The organism is Sphingorhabdus lutea, assembly GCF_001889025.1.
GTDB lineage: Bacteria > Pseudomonadota > Alphaproteobacteria > Sphingomonadales > Sphingomonadaceae > Sphingorhabdus_B > Sphingorhabdus_B lutea.
In genome coordinates this window covers 2172402-2190284 of the sequence record NZ_CP018154.1, presented here as the reverse complement: position 1 = coordinate 2190284, position 17883 = coordinate 2172402, and the positions used below count along the sequence as shown (strand labels likewise).

17 protein-coding genes, 1 tRNA gene and 2 pseudogenes are annotated in these 17883 nt (G+C 47.5%); 8 read left to right on the top strand and 12 right to left on the bottom strand.

The annotated features are described in order from the left end of the window. Positions 1 to 44 precede the first annotated feature (44 nt). The 3 genes from LPB140_RS10455 to LPB140_RS10445 all read right to left on the bottom strand — a co-directional run bounded on the left by LPB140_RS10455 (position 45) and on the right by LPB140_RS10445 (position 1405). Positions 45 to 335 (bottom strand): helix-turn-helix domain-containing protein, encoded by a 291-nt coding sequence (locus LPB140_RS10455; RefSeq protein WP_072559778.1) that lies wholly within the window; start codon positions 333 to 335, stop codon positions 45 to 47. Then, the gene (locus LPB140_RS10450) at positions 332 to 685 is read right to left on the bottom strand and encodes a type II toxin-antitoxin system RelE/ParE family toxin (RefSeq protein ID WP_072559777.1); all 354 of its coding nucleotides are present in this window, start codon (positions 683 to 685) and stop codon (positions 332 to 334) included. The genes LPB140_RS10455 and LPB140_RS10450 overlap by 4 nt, the downstream gene beginning before the upstream one ends. A 222-nt stretch (positions 686 to 907) precedes the next feature. Then, on the bottom strand, positions 908 to 1405 hold the full coding sequence (locus LPB140_RS10445; RefSeq protein WP_072559776.1) for an antirestriction protein ArdA: 498 nt from the start codon (positions 1403 to 1405) through the stop codon (positions 908 to 910). Positions 1406 to 1786: 381 nt separating this feature from the next. Between LPB140_RS10445 and LPB140_RS10440 the strand changes: the two are divergent. Further along, positions 1787 to 1987 (top strand): annotated as a pseudogene (locus LPB140_RS10440) (efflux RND transporter permease subunit); the annotation flags it as partial. A 10-nt stretch (positions 1988 to 1997) separates the two neighbouring features. Here the strand turns inward: LPB140_RS10440 and LPB140_RS10435 are convergent. The 6 genes from LPB140_RS10435 to LPB140_RS10410 form a co-directional block, all read right to left on the bottom strand. Then, positions 1998 to 2879: a cation diffusion facilitator family transporter gene (locus LPB140_RS10435; protein WP_072559775.1), complete on the bottom strand. Its 882-nt coding sequence runs from the start codon at positions 2877 to 2879 to the stop codon at positions 1998 to 2000. Positions 2880 to 2933: 54 nt separating this feature from the next. Beyond that, positions 2934 to 6212, bottom strand: a complete 3279-nt coding sequence (locus LPB140_RS10430) for an efflux RND transporter permease subunit (protein WP_072559774.1) — start codon at positions 6210 to 6212, stop codon at positions 2934 to 2936. Beyond that, positions 6202 to 7350 (bottom strand): efflux RND transporter periplasmic adaptor subunit, encoded by a 1149-nt coding sequence (locus tag LPB140_RS10425; protein ID WP_072559773.1) that lies wholly within the window; start codon positions 7348 to 7350, stop codon positions 6202 to 6204. The genes LPB140_RS10430 and LPB140_RS10425 overlap by 11 nt, the downstream gene beginning before the upstream one ends. Beyond that, positions 7347 to 8597, bottom strand: a complete 1251-nt coding sequence (locus LPB140_RS10420) for a TolC family protein (protein WP_072559772.1) — start codon at positions 8595 to 8597, stop codon at positions 7347 to 7349. Before LPB140_RS10420 ends, LPB140_RS10425 begins: the two co-directional genes overlap by 4 nt. 62 nt (positions 8598 to 8659) lie before the next feature. Beyond that, positions 8660 to 9025 (bottom strand): hypothetical protein, encoded by a 366-nt coding sequence (locus LPB140_RS10415; protein WP_072559771.1) that lies wholly within the window; start codon positions 9023 to 9025, stop codon positions 8660 to 8662. Between the two features lie 117 nt (positions 9026 to 9142). After that, positions 9143 to 9736, bottom strand: a complete 594-nt coding sequence (locus LPB140_RS10410) for a MerR family transcriptional regulator (RefSeq protein ID WP_232223396.1) — start codon at positions 9734 to 9736, stop codon at positions 9143 to 9145. Positions 9737 to 9749: 13 nt separating this feature from the next. Between LPB140_RS10410 and LPB140_RS10405 the strand changes: the two genes are divergently transcribed. The 3 genes from LPB140_RS10405 (at position 9750) to LPB140_RS10395 (ending at position 12290) form a co-directional block, all read left to right on the top strand. After that, positions 9750 to 10250, top strand: coding sequence for a cation efflux transmembrane domain-containing protein (locus LPB140_RS10405; RefSeq protein WP_232223395.1), 501 nt, complete (start codon positions 9750 to 9752; stop codon positions 10248 to 10250). A 266-nt stretch (positions 10251 to 10516) separates the two neighbouring features. After that, positions 10517 to 11197: a hypothetical protein gene (locus LPB140_RS10400; RefSeq protein ID WP_072559768.1), complete on the top strand. Its 681-nt coding sequence runs from the start codon at positions 10517 to 10519 to the stop codon at positions 11195 to 11197. A gap of 145 nt (positions 11198 to 11342) precedes the next feature. After that, the gene (locus LPB140_RS10395; protein ID WP_156874190.1) at positions 11343 to 12290 is read left to right on the top strand and encodes a hypothetical protein; all 948 of its coding nucleotides are present in this window, start codon (positions 11343 to 11345) and stop codon (positions 12288 to 12290) included. Here the strand turns inward: LPB140_RS10395 and LPB140_RS10390 are convergent. After that, complete coding sequence (locus tag LPB140_RS10390; RefSeq protein ID WP_156874189.1) at positions 12265 to 12795, bottom strand: hypothetical protein; 531 nt, start codon at positions 12793 to 12795, stop codon at positions 12265 to 12267. The two genes, LPB140_RS10395 and LPB140_RS10390, sit on opposite strands and share 26 nt — an antisense overlap. Positions 12796 to 12976: 181 nt before the next feature. On the opposite strand from LPB140_RS10390, the gene LPB140_RS10385 reads away from it, so the two are divergent. Continuing rightward, positions 12977 to 13600, top strand: a complete 624-nt coding sequence (locus LPB140_RS10385) for a recombinase family protein (protein WP_198024114.1) — start codon at positions 12977 to 12979, stop codon at positions 13598 to 13600. A gap of 217 nt (positions 13601 to 13817) precedes the next feature. Beyond that, positions 13818 to 14216, top strand: a complete 399-nt coding sequence (locus tag LPB140_RS10380; protein ID WP_072559764.1) for a hypothetical protein — start codon at positions 13818 to 13820, stop codon at positions 14214 to 14216. Positions 14217 to 14236: 20 nt separating this feature from the next. On the opposite strand, the gene LPB140_RS10375 is transcribed toward LPB140_RS10380, so the two are convergent. Continuing rightward, the gene (locus LPB140_RS10375; RefSeq protein WP_072559763.1) at positions 14237 to 14995 is read right to left on the bottom strand and encodes a hypothetical protein; all 759 of its coding nucleotides are present in this window, start codon (positions 14993 to 14995) and stop codon (positions 14237 to 14239) included. Between the two features lie 677 nt (positions 14996 to 15672). On the opposite strand from LPB140_RS10375, the gene LPB140_RS10365 reads away from it, so the two are divergent. Together LPB140_RS10365 and LPB140_RS12625 are read left to right on the top strand one after the other, a co-directional pair. Beyond that, the gene (locus tag LPB140_RS10365; protein WP_156874188.1) at positions 15673 to 16032 is read left to right on the top strand and encodes a hypothetical protein; all 360 of its coding nucleotides are present in this window, start codon (positions 15673 to 15675) and stop codon (positions 16030 to 16032) included. Next, positions 16025 to 17038 (top strand): annotated as a pseudogene (locus LPB140_RS12625) (recombinase family protein); the annotation flags it as partial. The gene LPB140_RS10365 and the pseudogene LPB140_RS12625, both read left to right, overlap by 8 nt. Positions 17039 to 17777: 739 nt before the next feature. Here the strand turns inward: LPB140_RS12625 and LPB140_RS10340 are convergent. Then, a tRNA-Arg gene (locus tag LPB140_RS10340) sits at positions 17778 to 17854 on the bottom strand. Positions 17855 to 17883 lie beyond the last annotated feature (29 nt).

Here is a 17883-nt window from a genome sequence, read left to right as displayed (position 1 = left end):
AGGAATGCATATTCGCATTCGGTACAAGCAACCATTCAAAAGGCTTAGCGCAATTCCACACTCAAGGTCATGCCAATGGCTTCGGCTGCGCGGGCAAGCGTTCCGATGGTTGTTCCGTCATTCTTCGGGTCAAGCAGCCTGTCAAGCTGTGACCGGCTGGTTTTGAGGGTTTTTGCCATCGCAACCTTGGTGATGGATTTCTCCTTCATGCTTTGCTCAAGCTGATAGGCAATGACGCGCTTAACCGCCAGTTCGGTGGTTTCTGCGTAGGTGTCTTGCTCGTGCAGAAATTCTTCGAAAGACGAACCTATTTTCCCTTTTTCGATGTCGCTCATGATGTCAGTCCTTTCTTTCTTTTTTCTGCGATATCCAGATCACGTGTTGGTGTCTTCTGGCTCTTTTTGATAATGCCGTGAAGCAGCACCATCACATCACCCTCAACACAAAAAAATACACGCCCAATCCGCTTATCGGATAAATCACTTCGTATTTCCCAAATGCCCTTTCGTCCCTTGATAGAGCGACAAAGCGGCATTCCTATCGGCCATCCAAATTCGGCTGTGGCAATATCCACACCAATAGTCTTGCGGTCTTGATCTGATAATTCGAGCAACCATTCTCTAACGGGCATATTGCCGTTTTCATTTTCAAAAAAGCTTGCACGAATGCGTTTCAAATCATTCATATACTATATGTACCATATAAGGTACATTCCTGTCAATTCAAATATGAGCCAAACGCCGCACCATAGTAGAGTTTGCGCGGCCCGCGGGGATTTAAGTTGGATGCTTGAAACTGGCTGCTACCAGCGTTGAAGCTGAAACTAATCATAATTGAAACTGACAAGACGGTAAAGGCGCAACCGCTTTGTGGTTGCGCCTAAATGCTTACGCGATGTGTCCAGAGTTCAACCGCTGCGGTAAACGTAATTGGTTCCCGCAATGCTGGTCTCGGAATAATCCATTCCAAGGTCATAAGCGATAGCATCATAGTCGAGATAGTTACGAAGATTTGTGGGAATTTCGCCGAAGAGTCCTTCATCGACGAATTGCTCGGCCAGTTCTTTCAGCGTGTCCATCTCGTAAATATCGATATCAATTTCACCGATATTGCAGGAAGCATCATAGCCGCATTCGCGAACTGCGATGATGAAGCGAATTTTCTCCTCATCTGATGCAATGTCAACGAAGTCAATGAACTCCGAAATGTTGGATTGATAAAGCCCGTGTGCCTCTGCCAAATGAGCATCAATGCGCTCACCGTCGATAAACTGGATTTCATATTCTTCTACCTGGTTTCCATAGCGGTCGCGATTAGCGCGCGAGCTTTCCTGAAACTCATAGCTGGTCTCGAAATAAAACCCTGTGGCATCGATGCTATATGGTTGTGCAAAAAATGTGGTCATGTCCTGCCTCCTTTTCCTTTTTTCGTTTGAGAACGCGGACAGATTGGGCGGGGGTCAAAAGGCTGGTGTCAGCGACAAGCGGAACATCTCAACACGGGGTGGCTTGCCACCGGTGCGGGCAGAGATTTGACACACAGCCTGCCCCTGCCAGAGTCGCGTGTCCTTACTCAAACGGAAGGAAAAAGGGGGTAATGGCCAAACTACAGCAAAGTGCATCACGCCATAAAGGCTTTGAAGAACCATGATTTTTGGTATTATGGATCGTGGAAAATCCGGAAAAAACAAAGAGAATCGAACTTACGCCAGAGATACGCGAAAAGCTCATTTATGAGTATGAACGCACGGGGCTTGGCGGTAGTGTCCGTCGTCAGATAATTTGAGACTGTTGCCGTCATACTGGCGGGACTATTTCCAATTCTCATTGGAGAAGGTGCAGGCTCAGAAATCATGCTCCGCATTGCCGCCCCTATGGTCGGCGGGATGTTAAGTGCGCCATTGCTCTCAATGTTTGTAATTCCTGCGGCTTACCTATTGATGCGCAAGCGTTCCGCCAAAAAAAGTATCGCCAAAAATGACACATAAACCGGCTGTCTTATTCGCATTCTCCGCTAACGCAGGCTTCAAAGGTCGCATGTTCGATATGAAACCGTTCTTTAAGCATTTCCCGCAACTCGGTCTTTATCGCCTCAAAGCTATCAAAACTATCAACTTTAGGAACGATATGCGCCTCCAAAGCTCTTCGATGCTCACTGATGCTCCAGATATGAATATGATGTAAGCTTTCCACTCCATTGTTAAGTTCAATTGAACTTCTGATTTCGGCGAACTCGATATCTTCGGGTACTGCGTCCATTAAATATCTGATTGTCTGGGGCATAAGATTAATGCCCTGATAGATGACATAGCCAGCGATAATTACCGTGATAATCAAATCAGCGACATAAAAATCATACAAAATTATCAAAACACCCGCGATGATGACGCCTATGGAAGCCAGTGCATCGGACACGTTATGCAGGAAAGCAGCCTTCATGTTCAGGCTGTTTTTTGTGCCAGCATAAACAAGCACGGCTGTGACGATGTCGATTACTAAGGCGATCCCCGCTACGATTATAACTGTCCAGCCCTCTATAGGCTGTGGGTCAATAAATCGATTGAACGACTCCACAAGCAGATAAAAGCCTATAATAAGAAGGCTGGTTAGGTTTATGAGTGCGGCTACCAGCTCGGCTTTTGCATAGCCAAACGTCATCAATTGGTCAGCCTCGCGCCTCCCCAATTTTCTGGCAAAAAGAGCAATGCCTAGTGAGGCTGCATCGCTGAAATTATGAAGAGCATCAGCAATCAGCGATAGCGAACCTGAAAAAATTCCGCCGATAATTTGAGCAACTGTGAGCGCAACATTGACTATTACAGCCCATACAAGGCGGGCATCACTCATTTCTTGTGTGCCGTGATCGTGACCTGAACTCATACTAATTCACACTCCTCACTTATGTACCAATATGGTAATTGTCGCTGTTCTGATTTATCGAAAATCAGGATTTGCTTTTTCCTCGCGGGTCATATTCCTGCGAAGTCGCCTAAACCAACGTGTCCAACCTTCTCTTGGTTCATCACGAGGCAGCACCAGCTTCGCAATTGACGGTAGGACAAACAGGGTAAGTGCGGTTGCTGTTATCAGTCCGCCAATTACAACGGTAGCAAGCGGACGTTGCACCTCTGCACCCGTTCCTGTGGCAATCGCCATTGGAACAAAGCCCATTGAGGCAACCAGTGCTGTCATTAGTACAGGACGCAACCTTGCGAGCGCGCCCTCGACAATAGCTTTGTCGAGCAGCACTCCGCTTTCCAGCCTTTGTCTAATGGCGGTCATCATCACCAGTCCATTCAAGACAGCAACACCGGACAGGGCTATAAAACCGACTGCGGCCGATACCGAGAACGGAATACCTCGGAGCCATAGTGCAAAGACTCCGCCTGCTAACGCCATCGGAATTGCACTGAATACTGCCAGAGCCGAAACCCAGCTTCCTAACGCAAAATAGAGCAAAATAAGAATGACCAAGAAGCATAGAGGAACAATGAGGCTCAACCGCGTTTTTGCAGCTTGCAGATTTTCAAACTGCCCGCCCCATTCGATATAAGTGCCGTCTGGCAGGCTCGTATTCTGCTCAACCTTGTCTTGCGCCTCTTCAACATAACTTCCAAGATCGCGCCCGCGTACATTGGCAGATACGATAACCAAGCGACTTCCTTTTTCACGCCTGACTTCTGCCAGACCGTCTTTGACGCTAAAGGTTGCCAGTTCCCGAAGAGGCACTGTCTGACCGCTGGGCGTGTTAATGGGAAGAGCGCCGATCTGGTCTAAGTCGTTTCGTTGGATGTCTGACAAGCGCACTACAATATCGAAACGCTTATCGCCTTGGAAAACCAGTCCCGCAGGGCGTCCGCCAACCGCAATAGCAACTGTACCAGCCACGTCTTCAACGGTGAGACCGTAGCGGCCAATTGTGGTCCGATTGAATTCAACATCAAGTGTTGGAAAGCCTGACGTTTGCTGGACTTTAACATCTGCCGCACCATCAATTTCACGAAGGGCCTTTGCAACATCATTTGCAGTATCCGTCATGCTTTCGATGTCGCTTCCGTATATTTTGACGGCAATGTCACCGCGAACCCCCGCAATGAGTTCATTAAAACGAAGCTGAATAGGCTGACTAAACTCATAGAGATTACCAATCAGATTATCCAGTTTCGCTTCCATTTCGGAGACAAGCTCGACCTTTGGTAGAGACGGATCGGGCCATTCGTCCTTTGGTTTCAAAATAACATAACCATCGGATATGTTCGCTGGCATCGGATCGCTTGCTACTTCCGCCGTTCCTGTTCTGGAGAACACAGTTCTGACTTGGGGGAATTCGGTCAGAGTTTTTTCTACCTGCCGCTGCATCTTTGCCGATTGCTCAAGCGAAGTTGACGGAATCCGCAGACTTTGAACGGCAATATCGCCTTCATCAAGCTGTGGCGTAAATTCGCTGCCAAGAGTTGTGAAAAGCATGGCGGCAACTACAAAAATCGCAACACCTCCGCCGATCACAGGCCAAGGTCTAGCGATAGATTTTTCAAGAAGCGGCTCATAGCGTTTCTTTGAGGCGCGAATTACCCGAACCTCTTTTTCCGACATCTTACCTTTTAAGAGCACTGCAATCATTGCTGGAACGAATGTAAGAGAGAGGACAAATGCGGATGCGAGTGCGAGCATGACTGTGATTGCCATAGGAGAGAATGTTTTGCCCTCTACTCCTGTAAATGTGAGAAGCGGTGCATAAACAAGCAGAATAATTGCCTGGCCATAAACTGTCGGCTTAATCATCTCCTGTGCTGCTATGCGGGTTTCGGCCAAGCGTTCGCCAAGTGTCAGCAATCTGCCTTCGGAATGTTGCCTTGCTGAGAGACGTGCAACGCAGTTTTCAACGATGATAACTGCGCCATCCACGATCAAACCGAAGTCGAGCGCGCCAAGGCTCATCAAATTACCTGAAACGCCAAGACGGTTCATGCCGATAGCTGCCATCAGCATCGAAAATGGAATGACAAGGGCTGCGATGAGTGCAGCGCGAATATTGCCCAAAAGCAAAAACAGAATGACGATGACGAGTAATGCACCCTCGACAAGGTTTTTTTCCACCGTTGCAATTGTTGCATCGACAAGACTGGAGCGATTGTAGATAATTTCAGCGACAACGCCGCTTGGTAAAACCGATTTTACCTCTTCAAATCGTTTTGCAGCTTCTGCTGCAACAGTTCTGCTGTTTTCACCGCTGCGCATAAGCACCGTGCCAATAACAGCCTCTTCACCGTTTAGAGTGGCTGCACCTGTTCTTAGATCACCGCCCAAGCGCACATCAGCAACGTCTGATACCCGCACCGGAATATTGTTGCGGTTTGCTACAATAGCGTTTTGAATATCGCTAATCGTGCCTACACGGGCATCAACGCGAACGAGCAATGCTTCTCCATCGCGATTAAAGAAATTCGCACCTACGGCAAGGTTGGCTTTCTCAATAGCTTCAACCAGTTCGTTAAAGCCAATCTCATAGGCATTCAGGCGAGTTGGATCGGGTTGAACAAGAAACTGTTTCTCAAACCCGCCAATCGAATCCACTCCTGCAACGCCTGGGGCGGAGCGCATGAGGGGTGCTAAAACCCAGTCCTGCAAACTACGCAAATAGGCTGCTTGGGACACTTCATCATTCAGACGTTCACCTTCGACGGTTAAAAAACTTCCATCTGACTGCCAACCGCTTGAAGAATTTTGTGCAACCGTCTTATCTTTATCGGCAAATCCGATGCGATACATCAAGACTTCTCCAAGCCCCGTCGATATCGGCCCCATAACAGGCTGCGCACCATCTGGGAGAGACGATGCAATGGGGGCAAGACGTTCATTGACTTGGCTACGCGCAAAATAGATGTCGGTGCCTTCTTTGAAGATGGCTGTGACCTGAGAAAAGCCGTTCCGCGATATGGAACGGGTCATCTCCAGCCCTTCAATTCCAGCCAATCCCGTTTCGACAGGATAAGTAATTTGTTGCTCGACTTGTGCGGGAGACAATGCAGGGACAACCGTGTTGATCTGCACTTGCGTATTGGTAATGTCAGGCACTGCATCGATTGGAAGTTTGAGTAGGTTGAACGCGCCAATGCCTGCCACAATGACAGTCAGGATTATGACTGCCCAGCGAAAGCGGACAGAATAATCGAGGACGGTGCCGATGAACCCGTGTTTTGGATTAGTGTCCATGCTCGGCCTCCGACTTCTCTAAATCGGCTTTCAGTAAAAAAGCATTTTCGGACGCAACCAGATCACCATTTTTTAGACCAGAGAGAATGGTAAGATTACCCGCCGAACGTGATCCTACTTCAACCTCTACAGGCTCGAAGTTTTCCTGGTGACGGACGAATACAATCTGCTTGCCGTCAATGGTTTGCACTGCTTCTTCGGGAATACTGATGATATTGGGGTCATTTTCTCCGCCCAATGAAATCCGAACCTCGACAAATGCGTCTGGCTGGAGAGAGGGAACAATACGGTCTGGAGCAAGGATCGCAATGGCTGAACGGCTTTCGGGGTCAAGCGAGGGTGTTACCGAGCGCACGGTCGCGCCGATTTCCTCTTCATCTATCAGCCTTATTGTCGCGCGGTCTCCAACCGCAATACGCGTCGCATCTTTGGCTGGCAGGGCTGCTTTAATCTGAATCCGCGATGGATTCACAATTCGCATTAGCTCTGTTCCGGCAATCACATATGAACCAAGGATTGCGGGTGTGCTAGTAACCCGCCCGCTAATCGGGCTGGTAACGGCAATCATGTTTCCGTTGCCTGTTACACCTGCTGCCTTTGCCGTGCTTTGCGCACGATTTAGATCAGCTCGGGCAATGCTCAATTGTGCTTGGGCGGCTTCCAAGTCCTGCCTTGCTGTCACATTCGCATCATAGAGACGTTTTTCACGATTATAGGTGGCCTGTGTCTGAGAAAGCGTAGCTTTAGCCGATGCTATATCTGCTGAATATTGCGCGGCCTGACTGCTTTCAATAACCGCAACCGTTTCGCCTGTTTTTACGTTATCACCGTGCGTTTTGCGAATGCTTCTGATTGTGCCATCTGCGCGCGCATCGAGCTTTGCACTACCTGTAGGCGTAGTTTCGACCGTAGCCGGGACAATGACTTCGGCTGTGCCACCCAAGGTGACTTTGTGAAGCTTAATGCCAGATGCTTTCATCTGTTCATTGGTGATGGTCAGGTGTTCGTCTTCACCCGCAGCTTCGGTTTCCTCAGCGTGACCATGTTCTTCCTCTGCAACCGAATTTGGCAGTGCAACCCAAAGGATGAGTGCTGCTAGTGCCAGGATTGCAGTGATGGGAATTATTTTGTTTTTCATGAGGCTATACCTCCTTGTTTTTGGGTGAGCCTGACAAGAGAGGCAGTTGCTTGCGCAAGTTCCTCTTTTGCTTTGATAAGATTTGAGCGCGCGTCATCACGCGCCGCTGCCGCATCCAGCACGTCAATGAGATTGAATTTTCCGAAGCGATAACCCTTACGGGCAAGTTCCAATGCTTCTTCGGCATTTGGCAAAGTTGAATTAGTAAGGGTGTCAACACGCGTCTGTGCTGCATTGATACTGGCAACCAGACTATTTTGTTCGCGTTGAAGCTGGAGCCTTATGAGAAGCATACGGCCTTCTGTTGCGCGCGCCGCAGCGTTCGCCGCTTCGATACTCCCCTGATTTCGGTTGCGGAGCGGGATTTCCATTGATGCACCAATGGTAAAAGCCGTGTCGTTTGTATCTTCGAAACGCCTCAGTCCTGCGCCTATATTTAGATCGGGAACGGCATTTGCACGTTCACGCTCGATTACTGCTTCTGCGGCTTGTAATTCTGCGCCTGCTCGTTGAAGGGCAAGCGTATCTGCAACATTTCCCAGATTATCTATATTCTCAAGTTCTAGCCATGTTATCTCAACGGCATCGGGCGGTGTCGCTGCTCCCCAAAGCTCGGCTAAGGCAAGTCTTGCTTTCAGGTCATTTGCTTCTGCTTCGCGCAGATTCGCTTGCGCCTCACCTAGCCCTGCCTTTGCTCTTATGGCTCTAAGCGGTGGTTCCCGTCCTGCATCCACAAGTTCATTTGCTATTCGCGCTAGCTCCGCGTTGCGCTCCAAGACATCTTGTGCAAGCAACAACCTTTCTCGTGCAGCAACCGCATCTGTAAATCTTTGACGCACCATGAGCGCCAAGTCTGCCTGCATGATTTGAGCATCCAGCTCGGCTAAGCCTGATTGTGCTTGTGCGGCTCTCAGGCGTGCGCCTTTTTTTCCGCCCAATTCAATTGGCTGGGTAAGCATTAACGTGGTCTCGTTTGATCTGAGGCCTGAGAATGCACCGCTTCCTGCAACATTCTCGACTTCCAAAGAGACTTCGGGGTTTGGACCAATGCCAGCTTGTCGCTCGTTGCCTTTGGCAACATCGACTTCGGCCTGAGAAATGGCAACTATGGGAGATTCCACACCTGCCAAGCGCAGTGCTTCTTCAAGACTTATGCCGCTTTGATCTTGTGCGAATACCGGACTCGCTATGAGTGCCAGCCATAATGCTGGTAATATCGGGCGCAAAAACGCCTTTACTGGTAACATGAAATTGTCCTTGTTCTGATGTGTGCTTCGACAGACCGCTAGACGCGGTCAGAAAAACAGACTCAGACTCTTGGAGGACGCTTTAATCTGGAAATGAAGTCGGAGGTTTGGATATTATCGTGGCTAAAACCCAGCATGGAAATCATGACAGGATTTCTTGCACTGGCAAGCAAAGGCGAGACAATCTTTCCGACATGATGGCAATGCCCGTGCGCGCAAACAGCATGTTGTTCGCCTTTTTCATCGGAATGATCCGAATCCTGATTATCAAGAGAGATTGAAACAGTTTGAGATGTCTCGGTCTCAAGATCGATCGCACAAGCAGAGGCTTCGACGGCAGTGGCAAACAGAAAAACCACAAGCATCAACGCAGCAACAAACCGAGTTGCTGTCAGCGTCAGATTGTATTGTGGAAATATTCCGTTCATGTCCGCTATAATCGTTCAAATCTTGAGTGAGGTCAATGGTCTCGTAAATTCAAATAGTTTTAGTAAGTGTATTATCAACCGCTAAGTATAGGTTATAGGGCTCGAATAAATAATATCTTAATCGCGGGCTTGGAGTGCCAACGGCTCGGATAATGACTCAATGATAGCGCAATTGGCAACTTTGTCGGAATTACAGCTTTTCGACATTCGGGATAATTCACGCTCCAATCGCTTCAAGCGCGCAATCTTGCGTTTTGTATCATGTAATTGCTGCTGGACGATCTTATCCGCATCCGCGCACTTGCTCATTGGCTGTGCACTCAATTCGATTAAGCTACTAATAGCGTCAAGCGAAAGCCCTAATTCTCTGGCATTTTTGATGAATGCCAGCCGCTCCAATGCACTGGAAGTGTAGCATCTCTGATTACCTGCCGAACGCTCAGGCGCATCCAGCAAACCTGCGTCCTCGTAGTAGCGGATGGTGGGGATTTTAACTCCTGTTTTCTTGGATAAACTACCTATCGAAAACATTTTTGAAAAACCCCTTGAACCTCTAGTCACTAGAGGAATTATATTAGTCTGATAAATTTTTGCAAGGAAGATACCAATGGGCGCATCATGCGGAGATAGCTGCGAGACATTCGAAGGAATGTCCGAAGGATATAAAAAACGGCTATGGATCGTAATTGCCCTCAATGCAGTGATGTTCATAGCCGAGATGGTCATGTCACAGGTAGCATCGTCCCAGGCTCTCCAAGCTGATGCATTGGACTTCCTTGCCGACACATTGACCTACGGAATTTCACTTGCTGTCATTGGCTCGTCCGTTAAAGTGCGCTCAAATGCAGCTATAGCAAAAGGTTTAAGTCTTTTTGCAGTCGGGCTTTGGGTATTTGGGTCAACGCTATACCGCGTTTATTATTCGCAGATGCCAGAAGCGGAATTGATGGGAGTAGTTGGATTTGTAGCGTTGCTGGTGAACATGACCAGCGTGGTACTCCTTATTAGTTACAAGGAAGGCGATGCCAATGTGCGCTCGGTCTGGCTTTGTTCAAGAAACGATGCAATTGGCAATATTGCTGTTATCATTGCTGCGCTCAGCGTCTGGGGAACAGCTACCTATTGGCCTGACTTAATCGTAGCTTTCATTATGGCAACATTGTTTCTGAGTTCCGCTTTCCAGATTATGCGCCAAGCTATTTCTGAGAAGCATGCAACGCCTTAACGCACTGAGAATTAGATCAAATTTTATCTAATTTTCATAACTCTTTTAGATATTTCCCATAAAATCTTCCTATAGAATAAAAAACTAGGGGAATATCATGGTGGGGGAAGCCTATTGACTTGCCCCCGCCTCCGCCAAAGTCGCGAACAACACATCAATGAGACAGGAAAAGGTTAGGTCACTGACGAACAAAGCTAACCCTGCAAGTGGATAAACCCGCATGAATCCGTCGCTTGGTTTCTTGGAATCACGTATGATTTGCACCAATGGCAAATGACAGAATTGAAATCACCGACGATATGCGTGCCAAGCTAATCTCTGAAAAAGAGCGCACAGGGCTTGGGGGTATTGCAATATTGCGCGACCAGCGTGGCAATTGCCCGAACGGCCTTACATCGGATATGATAGATGGTTGGAGAACAGGTAAGCGCAAGAGTGCAAAGTCCGAGCATCTTGAGTGGGTGATAGAGCGATACGAAAACTACCAGCCTGATCCTCAAATCCTAGAACTGACTAAGGAAATGCGCACCTTTCTAAAAGCCGAGCGCAAACGCACCGGCACTACGCCTGCAAAATTGCTCGAAAACTGCGATTGCGAAATTCCAGAGGGCTTTCATGCGCATTCCGTCGTGAACTGGATGCAGGGTCTGACCAAGACGGTTAATCGCACACTTTGGGATTTTGTGCTGAGCGAGTATGCAAAGCTGTCGGGTAATGCTTACCGCATCAAACTGACAAAAGCCGAATGTGACCAACTCATCGGCGAGGAAAAGCGGACAGGTTGCGGTCCAACCCAAATTATGCGTTTGGCCAAAAAACCACTGCCGCCGGGATTGAATGGAGGAACCATAACAATGTGGCTCAAGGGACGTGTCAAAACTGCCCGCCGCGACCATTGGGAAATGGTTTTAAGGATTTACGCATCCCTACCCGATAAAAAGGAATAGCCGCCCATAAGAACGTTTCCGATCGGCACTTTTCATAATTATTTCAATAAGTCACTGATTATTAGTTCAAATTTTATCTAAAATTAACCCCCTGTTATTTGGCATAATTTATTCTCAAGATATCTTAAAAAGGAACTTGGGGGAAATGATGGCACAAGAAGCCATGGTCACGGAAGACAATCTTAGAGAAGCACAACTCGCCGCTCATATAGCTGTAAATCCCGATGTCATCCCCGAGCCGTCCGTTTATTTTCAGGATTTCAACTTTGGCGGAACAATGTTCGATGCACTGTTCGGGAATGCAGAAGCATTAAGCGGCGTTGGTGCTGGAATTTCCGATGTCGCTCTTGAAGAGCGCATGGCACTCGAAGCGGAAGATCGCAAAAAAGATGATCCGATGGATGCTAGCCTTATCGCTGAACTAGGCGTTCAACAACGTGAAGAGCTACTAGCAATGACAACGGCGACTTACGCAAACGGTCAATTTACAATGTTCGGCATGACGGTGGAAGAAGAAGATTTGAGCACTGCAATCGATGATGCACTCGAAGATTTTGACGCTTATTGTGATCGCCACAAGATTCCTGAAGCAGAGCGAGCATCTCACTATACATTCTTGATGGCATTGAAAGCTGCTCCGCCCGAAGAACAAGCAAGAATGATGACAGAGCGAGCACAAAGCAGTCCTGAAGGTGCATCAGAAATGAAAGGCCTGATGGAAGATGCGCAAGAAATTGGTCTAAATCGTACTCGCACAGCGGAAGTTACAGTTGGCGAGGTGGCTCAGGCGCGTGAACTCGCAATGGATGCACCTGAGCAAGTGGTCGAAGCTGCAATCAGCGGCACTAGAGTGCAACAGGATGCAGTAGCCGTTCAGATTGATAGCAATGAAGTTTGGATCAATGCTCGTGCAGCACAAGGTTACGCAGACAGAGAAATTGATGATCTTGCAGATAGGAGAACTGTTGAAAGCGGTGACGAACTCGCTTCTATTTTTGGCGATGTTGCAAGTGAAAGACAATTTGCTGACGCCAGAGACACAACGCCTGCCACGCCGAGAAATGAATCTAATTCTGTGCCAAGTCTAGGCTAGCAACTCTCTGCGGGAAATGGCGGTCATATGCAATTCTTGCCATTCTAACCGTTTCCGGTTGAACCATATCGGCGTTGTTTGAACCGATAATCGCTCCTGTGCCATCAAACACGGGTACTCCCTCAGCATAAACCTGTATGCTTGCAGATGAATTGGTTGGATCAAGGCTAGGTCCAAGAATTAGCGCCAAAGGAACACGCTCGTCACGCAATTGCAGGGCGGCTTGATATGCTTCTCGTTGCAAATCACGATTTCCACTGAATACGACGATAGCAATTTTATCGCGCGATGCTTCCGCAGCACCAGACTGTACAAATCGTATTGAACGATCCGTGTCATTGAATGTTACAAAAGGCGTCTCAACCTCAACAGCAGTTCCCGCTGATGTATTTAAATTCGCAGGTATGGGAGCTTCTTGTGCAAAAGTAGCTGTTGGTGTTAAAGCCAAAGCTCCTGCTGCTACTGCTCCAAATATTTTATTCGCTACGTTTCTCATTGGCTTCATGCCCTTTCACGCCTCCGACAATAACGACCGTTTTTGTCACAGTCAATATTTGAGGCTGGTTGTCTCTCGCATTTTCCCACTTGGGGCAGGTCATTCCTGCACTGCGCGTAGCGCATCTTATTATAATATTTGGATAATTTCAACATTTTTACGATTCACTGCGTTTCGTTGTCCATCCGCCTTGACAAAAACGGTCGTTTTTGACATTTCAAACCTCTCGCAAACCATCAGAAAACCTGCGCTTTATGATATGGCTCGTATAGGATACGCGCGGGTTTCCACCTGTGAACAAACGCTCGATTTGCAAACTGACGCTTTGAAGGCGGCAAATTGCGATAGGATATTCACTGACAAAGGGATTTCAGCGATTGCCAAATCGCGCCCAGGCTTCAAAAAAGCACTATCCAGTCTGAGACATGGCGACAGTCTTGTTCTGTGGAAAATGGATCGAGCGTTTCGCTCGCTCCGCCATGCGCTTGATATTCTCGATCATTTTGAGCGCGATGGAATTGATTTTATGGTGCTCACCGAAGGAATTGATACGACAACGCCAATGGGTCGCTGTTTCTTTCAAATCCGCAATGCATTCGGCGAACTAGAGCGCAATCTGATTTCGGAACGTACCGTTGCAGGGCTAGCGGCTGCGCGGAAACGCGGGGTAAAACTTGGTCGCCCATGCGCGTTAACACCTAAGCAGATCCTCGACGCTCGGCGTCGTAAATCTGCGGGTGAGGATATGTCGGTGATTGCCGAGCATCACCGAGTAAATGTGCGTACGCTCTACCGTGCTGTAAACGGATGCTAACCTTACCCCTGTCTGCCTGGTCATGCTGAATGAGCACTGCAAAAGTGATTAGCTTTATATTTAGAAACCTCATGCTATTGAATAGGCGCAGAAAGTGACTGCAATTTATTTCGTTGCTGGAAAGTTTGAAGTTTGGTAGATTTTTTTAGTCACTTGAATACGGCCATTCCGTTCCCACATCGGTCTGGTCACTTAAGAAAGGAGTGAAGCGATAGAAATGCCCAGATTTTTCAGAGGTATTGGTCGCTTTGGCACAGCAGCCCCAAAACGAGTGAGAGCTGGAGAAATTGCTCTCGATGACGGTAAACTGACAATTGCTGGAGATGAGTACGGTCTCGGCGATGTTTTTTATGCGACTGTTAACGTCGATCCTAATCCGAATAATGGTGTGGCAGGTGCCATTGAACTTAAAACGAAGATTTTAGACGATTTTGATGGAGCTGTTTTATCAGCTCATAAATACGTCATTCTTGGTACGGATGCACAGCCTGTAAAAAAGCTGATTGAACAGTTGCAGCAAGCGGCAATCGAAGTCGATAGCGTTAGTGTTAGCCATCAGCTTTTTTCAGAATCATTTCTCGGCGCGCCTCATGTCAGAGAACTAGCTACGCACTAACCAGATTTTGCGACGGAATTTTACCTTTTTGAATTTTGGATAGGGGCGGCAATCCAGAGGGTTCCCGCCGCCAGCCATCCCAGACAACGCAATATAATCCGCGCGATGATGTTCAGGTCATATGCAAAAAATTTGTAATTTGTCATTCCGACGTGTTTAGGGATTATTTTTCCCAGAATTAGTAATGGCAATGAAACAGATGCAAAAACAAACAGTTTGTTGCCCGTAAAATCAAGATATTCCAAATTCCATGAAATCGAGCTTTGTGCGAATGAAACAGTTGGATAATATATTCCAACCAAGCCATCGCTAGAACTTTCCTTAAGTGAAAGTGGCAGGAATGCTGCAAGAGCCGTATTCAAAAAAACGCTTGCAGAGGCGAAAGCTCCGACAGCAACCCCTCTACCATCGTGAGATATGCTGAACTCTTTCATATTCAGCGAGAGGTGTTTCCAACGCAGTTTGGCTAGTGAGTAGAAATCTCTCCGTCGCGTGTAGCCTTTCCCATTGCCATCTATTTGATTCAGCATCGTGGTATGCTGACTTAGGAGATTGGACTTTTCTTTCGTTACTTCCTTGGAGAGACTCTCGTCTCGCGATATGACCGACAGAGCAGCTTCCATTGCAGATGATAAAAATGAAGCAATTAAGAGGCCTATTGCCAATATTCCAAATGTCCAGCCATCCTCAATTAAGTCCAGCTGCGGAATTATTACCCGCCAAGAAACAAAGAGGATGAGACCAACAACAAGAAGAAAACGGAAAAAATTAGGTTTCAACGAAATGCCCCGGCTAACAAGCTTACTTGTTAATCAACTTTGTCTTTGAATGTCTAGCGTAAGATGTGCTGCGACAGAAAAATACCATTTGCTGAAATCAAGCCCAGAAAAGCGACGGCACTTGCCTTTCAAGGGGTCGTTGTAAACCACTCTCGATTTATAGGGCTTCAAGCGGGAATCCCGCTGCTACTCTGCGTTGCGCTTCTGGCGAATGATGTCTGATCTCGGTGAGTTTGTTCTGCCTCCATAGAAAGGCTGCGCCAATCGCAGTCTCCAAAACATGGAGGTTATCATGCAGGATCAATTCAACTTAGCGTCTCTGGCAAAACTGTCGAATAGTGAATTACAGGCATTGCTCGCCACACTCACGGGGCAATTCCACGCTGCTTCAAGTGAGTTTGATCGCTCGGCTCTACAATCGCAGATTGCAGCCGTTCGTCTCAGCCTCCAGCTTCGATAGAAACTATCGCTACTGGACGCATACTCTGGTTTTTACAACTTAAGGTAGTTGAGAGAATGCAACAAATTAAGAAAGCGTTAACCTTAAAGTGATTTACTTAAGTAATACACAGCTTTGTGAATTTGAACGATGTGGGGGTCGTGTTGGCAATCAATCCAGTTTTCGGGTTGATGCCTCAAATTACATTTCTTTGTCTATCTCCCCGAAATGCTCTGCTGTGATCTGTATTCGTACAGATGATGCAAGCCTGTTTGCCCTGAAACGGATCGAACAGTCGATTTGGTTTGATACAACCAGAAGAGGAGTAATGAGCATGGAGCGAGATGGCATAGATACATCAACTGATAGGGAACCATTGCCTGCCGACTATCTCTCAGAGTTCGATGAAGATGGTCTGACGGAAGCGCAAAAATTGGAACTGATAGAGGTGCTTTTCCAGATCATGAAGTCTTTCGTCCAGCTCGGTTATGGCATGGAGCCTGTGAATAAGCTCATCGCCGAATTCCAAAAATGTGCCACCTCGCCCGCCGATCTGCTAGAGTGTAAAAACAATCCAACGGAGGGCGATAATGAGTGAGAAAATACATAAACCTGCTATTATCTATGCGCGTGTTTCCTCCAAGAAACAGGTAAAAGATGGCGGGGGAATAGAATCCCAAGCCACCCGCTGCCGTGCCTATGCTTCTTCGCGTGAATATGAAGTCGTTGCCATGTTCACCGATGATATGACGGGAAGTAAAGAACGGCGTCCAGGCATGGATGCCATGCTTTCATTCCTGAAACAAAACAAAGCCAATCCGCATATTGTGCTGATTGATGATATTTCGCGGCTTGCACGTGGTCTTAAAGCCCATCTCGCACTCCGCGACCAACTCGCCAAAGCAGGCGGTATATTGGAAAGCCCTTCTGTCGTTTTTGGCGATGATTCAGATTCGCAGTTCCTTGAAAACGTCCTTGCCAGTTCCGCACAGCATTTTGCACAAAAGAATAGAGAACAAACCATCAATCGCATGAAAGCAAGAATTACAAATGGCTATTATGTGAATGCCAGACCGCCGTTAGGCTATAAATATATCAAAGGTCATGGGAAGGAATTGGTTCGCGATGAACCTATGGCGTCCATCGTACAGGAAGCATTGGATGGCTTTGCATCTGGACGTTTTGGCTCGAAAGGCGAAGTGAGGCAATTTCTGGAAGATCAGCCTGAATTTCCCAAAAACAGCAAAGGCGGCGTTACGCATGAACGTGCTGACTTGCTGCTTACCCAGCCTTTATACGCAGGCATGATAGAGGCACCTAATTGGGGCATCTCTCTGCGCGAAGCTAAGCATGAAGGTTTAATCTCGTGGGAAACCTATCTCAAGATACAAGAACACCTTCAAGAAGGCACTAGGATAGCGAATCGTACCGATCTGCACGAAGACTTTGTGCTTCGTGGAGCGGTAGATTGCGATGATTGCAATAACCCACTTACAGCTTGCTGGAGCAAGGGTAAAAACAAAAAATATCCCTACTATCTCTGCTTCAATAAGGATTGTGAAAGCTACAGGAAGTCGATTGCACGGGATAAACTGGAGCAGGAATTTGAAGAACTGCTAACACAATTGCAGCCATCACAGAGCCTTTTCACGGTTGCCTCCAAGATGTTCAAGGACTTGTGGGAACATATGGCGGTAACAAATAAAGATCGGGCCAGTCGCCTCAAATCCGAACTGGCACGGATAGAGGGCAACATGACCAAACTGGTCGATAAGATGTTGGACACTGATAACTCTATCGTATCGGAACAGATAGAAAAGCGGATAACTGCGCTGGAAAGCCAAAAGCATCTTTTAGCTGAAAAGATCGCGAAACTCTCCCAACCAGCTCGCGGCTATAGCGAAATGTTCGAACACGCTCTTACATTCCTCGCAAACCCGCACAAAATATGGATTTATGGAACCTTCGCCGACCGTAGGAATGTGCTAAAATTGGCTTTTGCAGACAAACTTAAATACAGTCGAAATGAAGGACTTCGAACACCCAAAACTTCTATACCTTTCAAGGTCTTAAGCGGTATTTGGGATGGTGAAAAAGGAATGGTGCACCTAAGAGGGTTCGAACCCCCGCCACCTTTTAAGGTGGGCATAAGAAAACAGAGGTTCGGAAAGTTTATAAAATTGGTGCATCGGGGAGGATTCGAACCCCCGCCACCTTTTAAGGTGGGCATAAGAAAACAGAGGTTCGGAAAGTTTATAAAATTGGTGCACCCAAGAGGATTCGAACCCCCGCCACCTTTTAAGGTGGGCATAAGAAAACAGAGGTTCGGAAAGTTTATAAAATTGGTGCACCCAAGAGGATTCGAACCTCTGGCCTCTGCCTTCGGAGGGCAGCGCTCTATCCAGCTGAGCTATGGGTGCGTAACGACAATTTAAGAAACGCGCTTAAC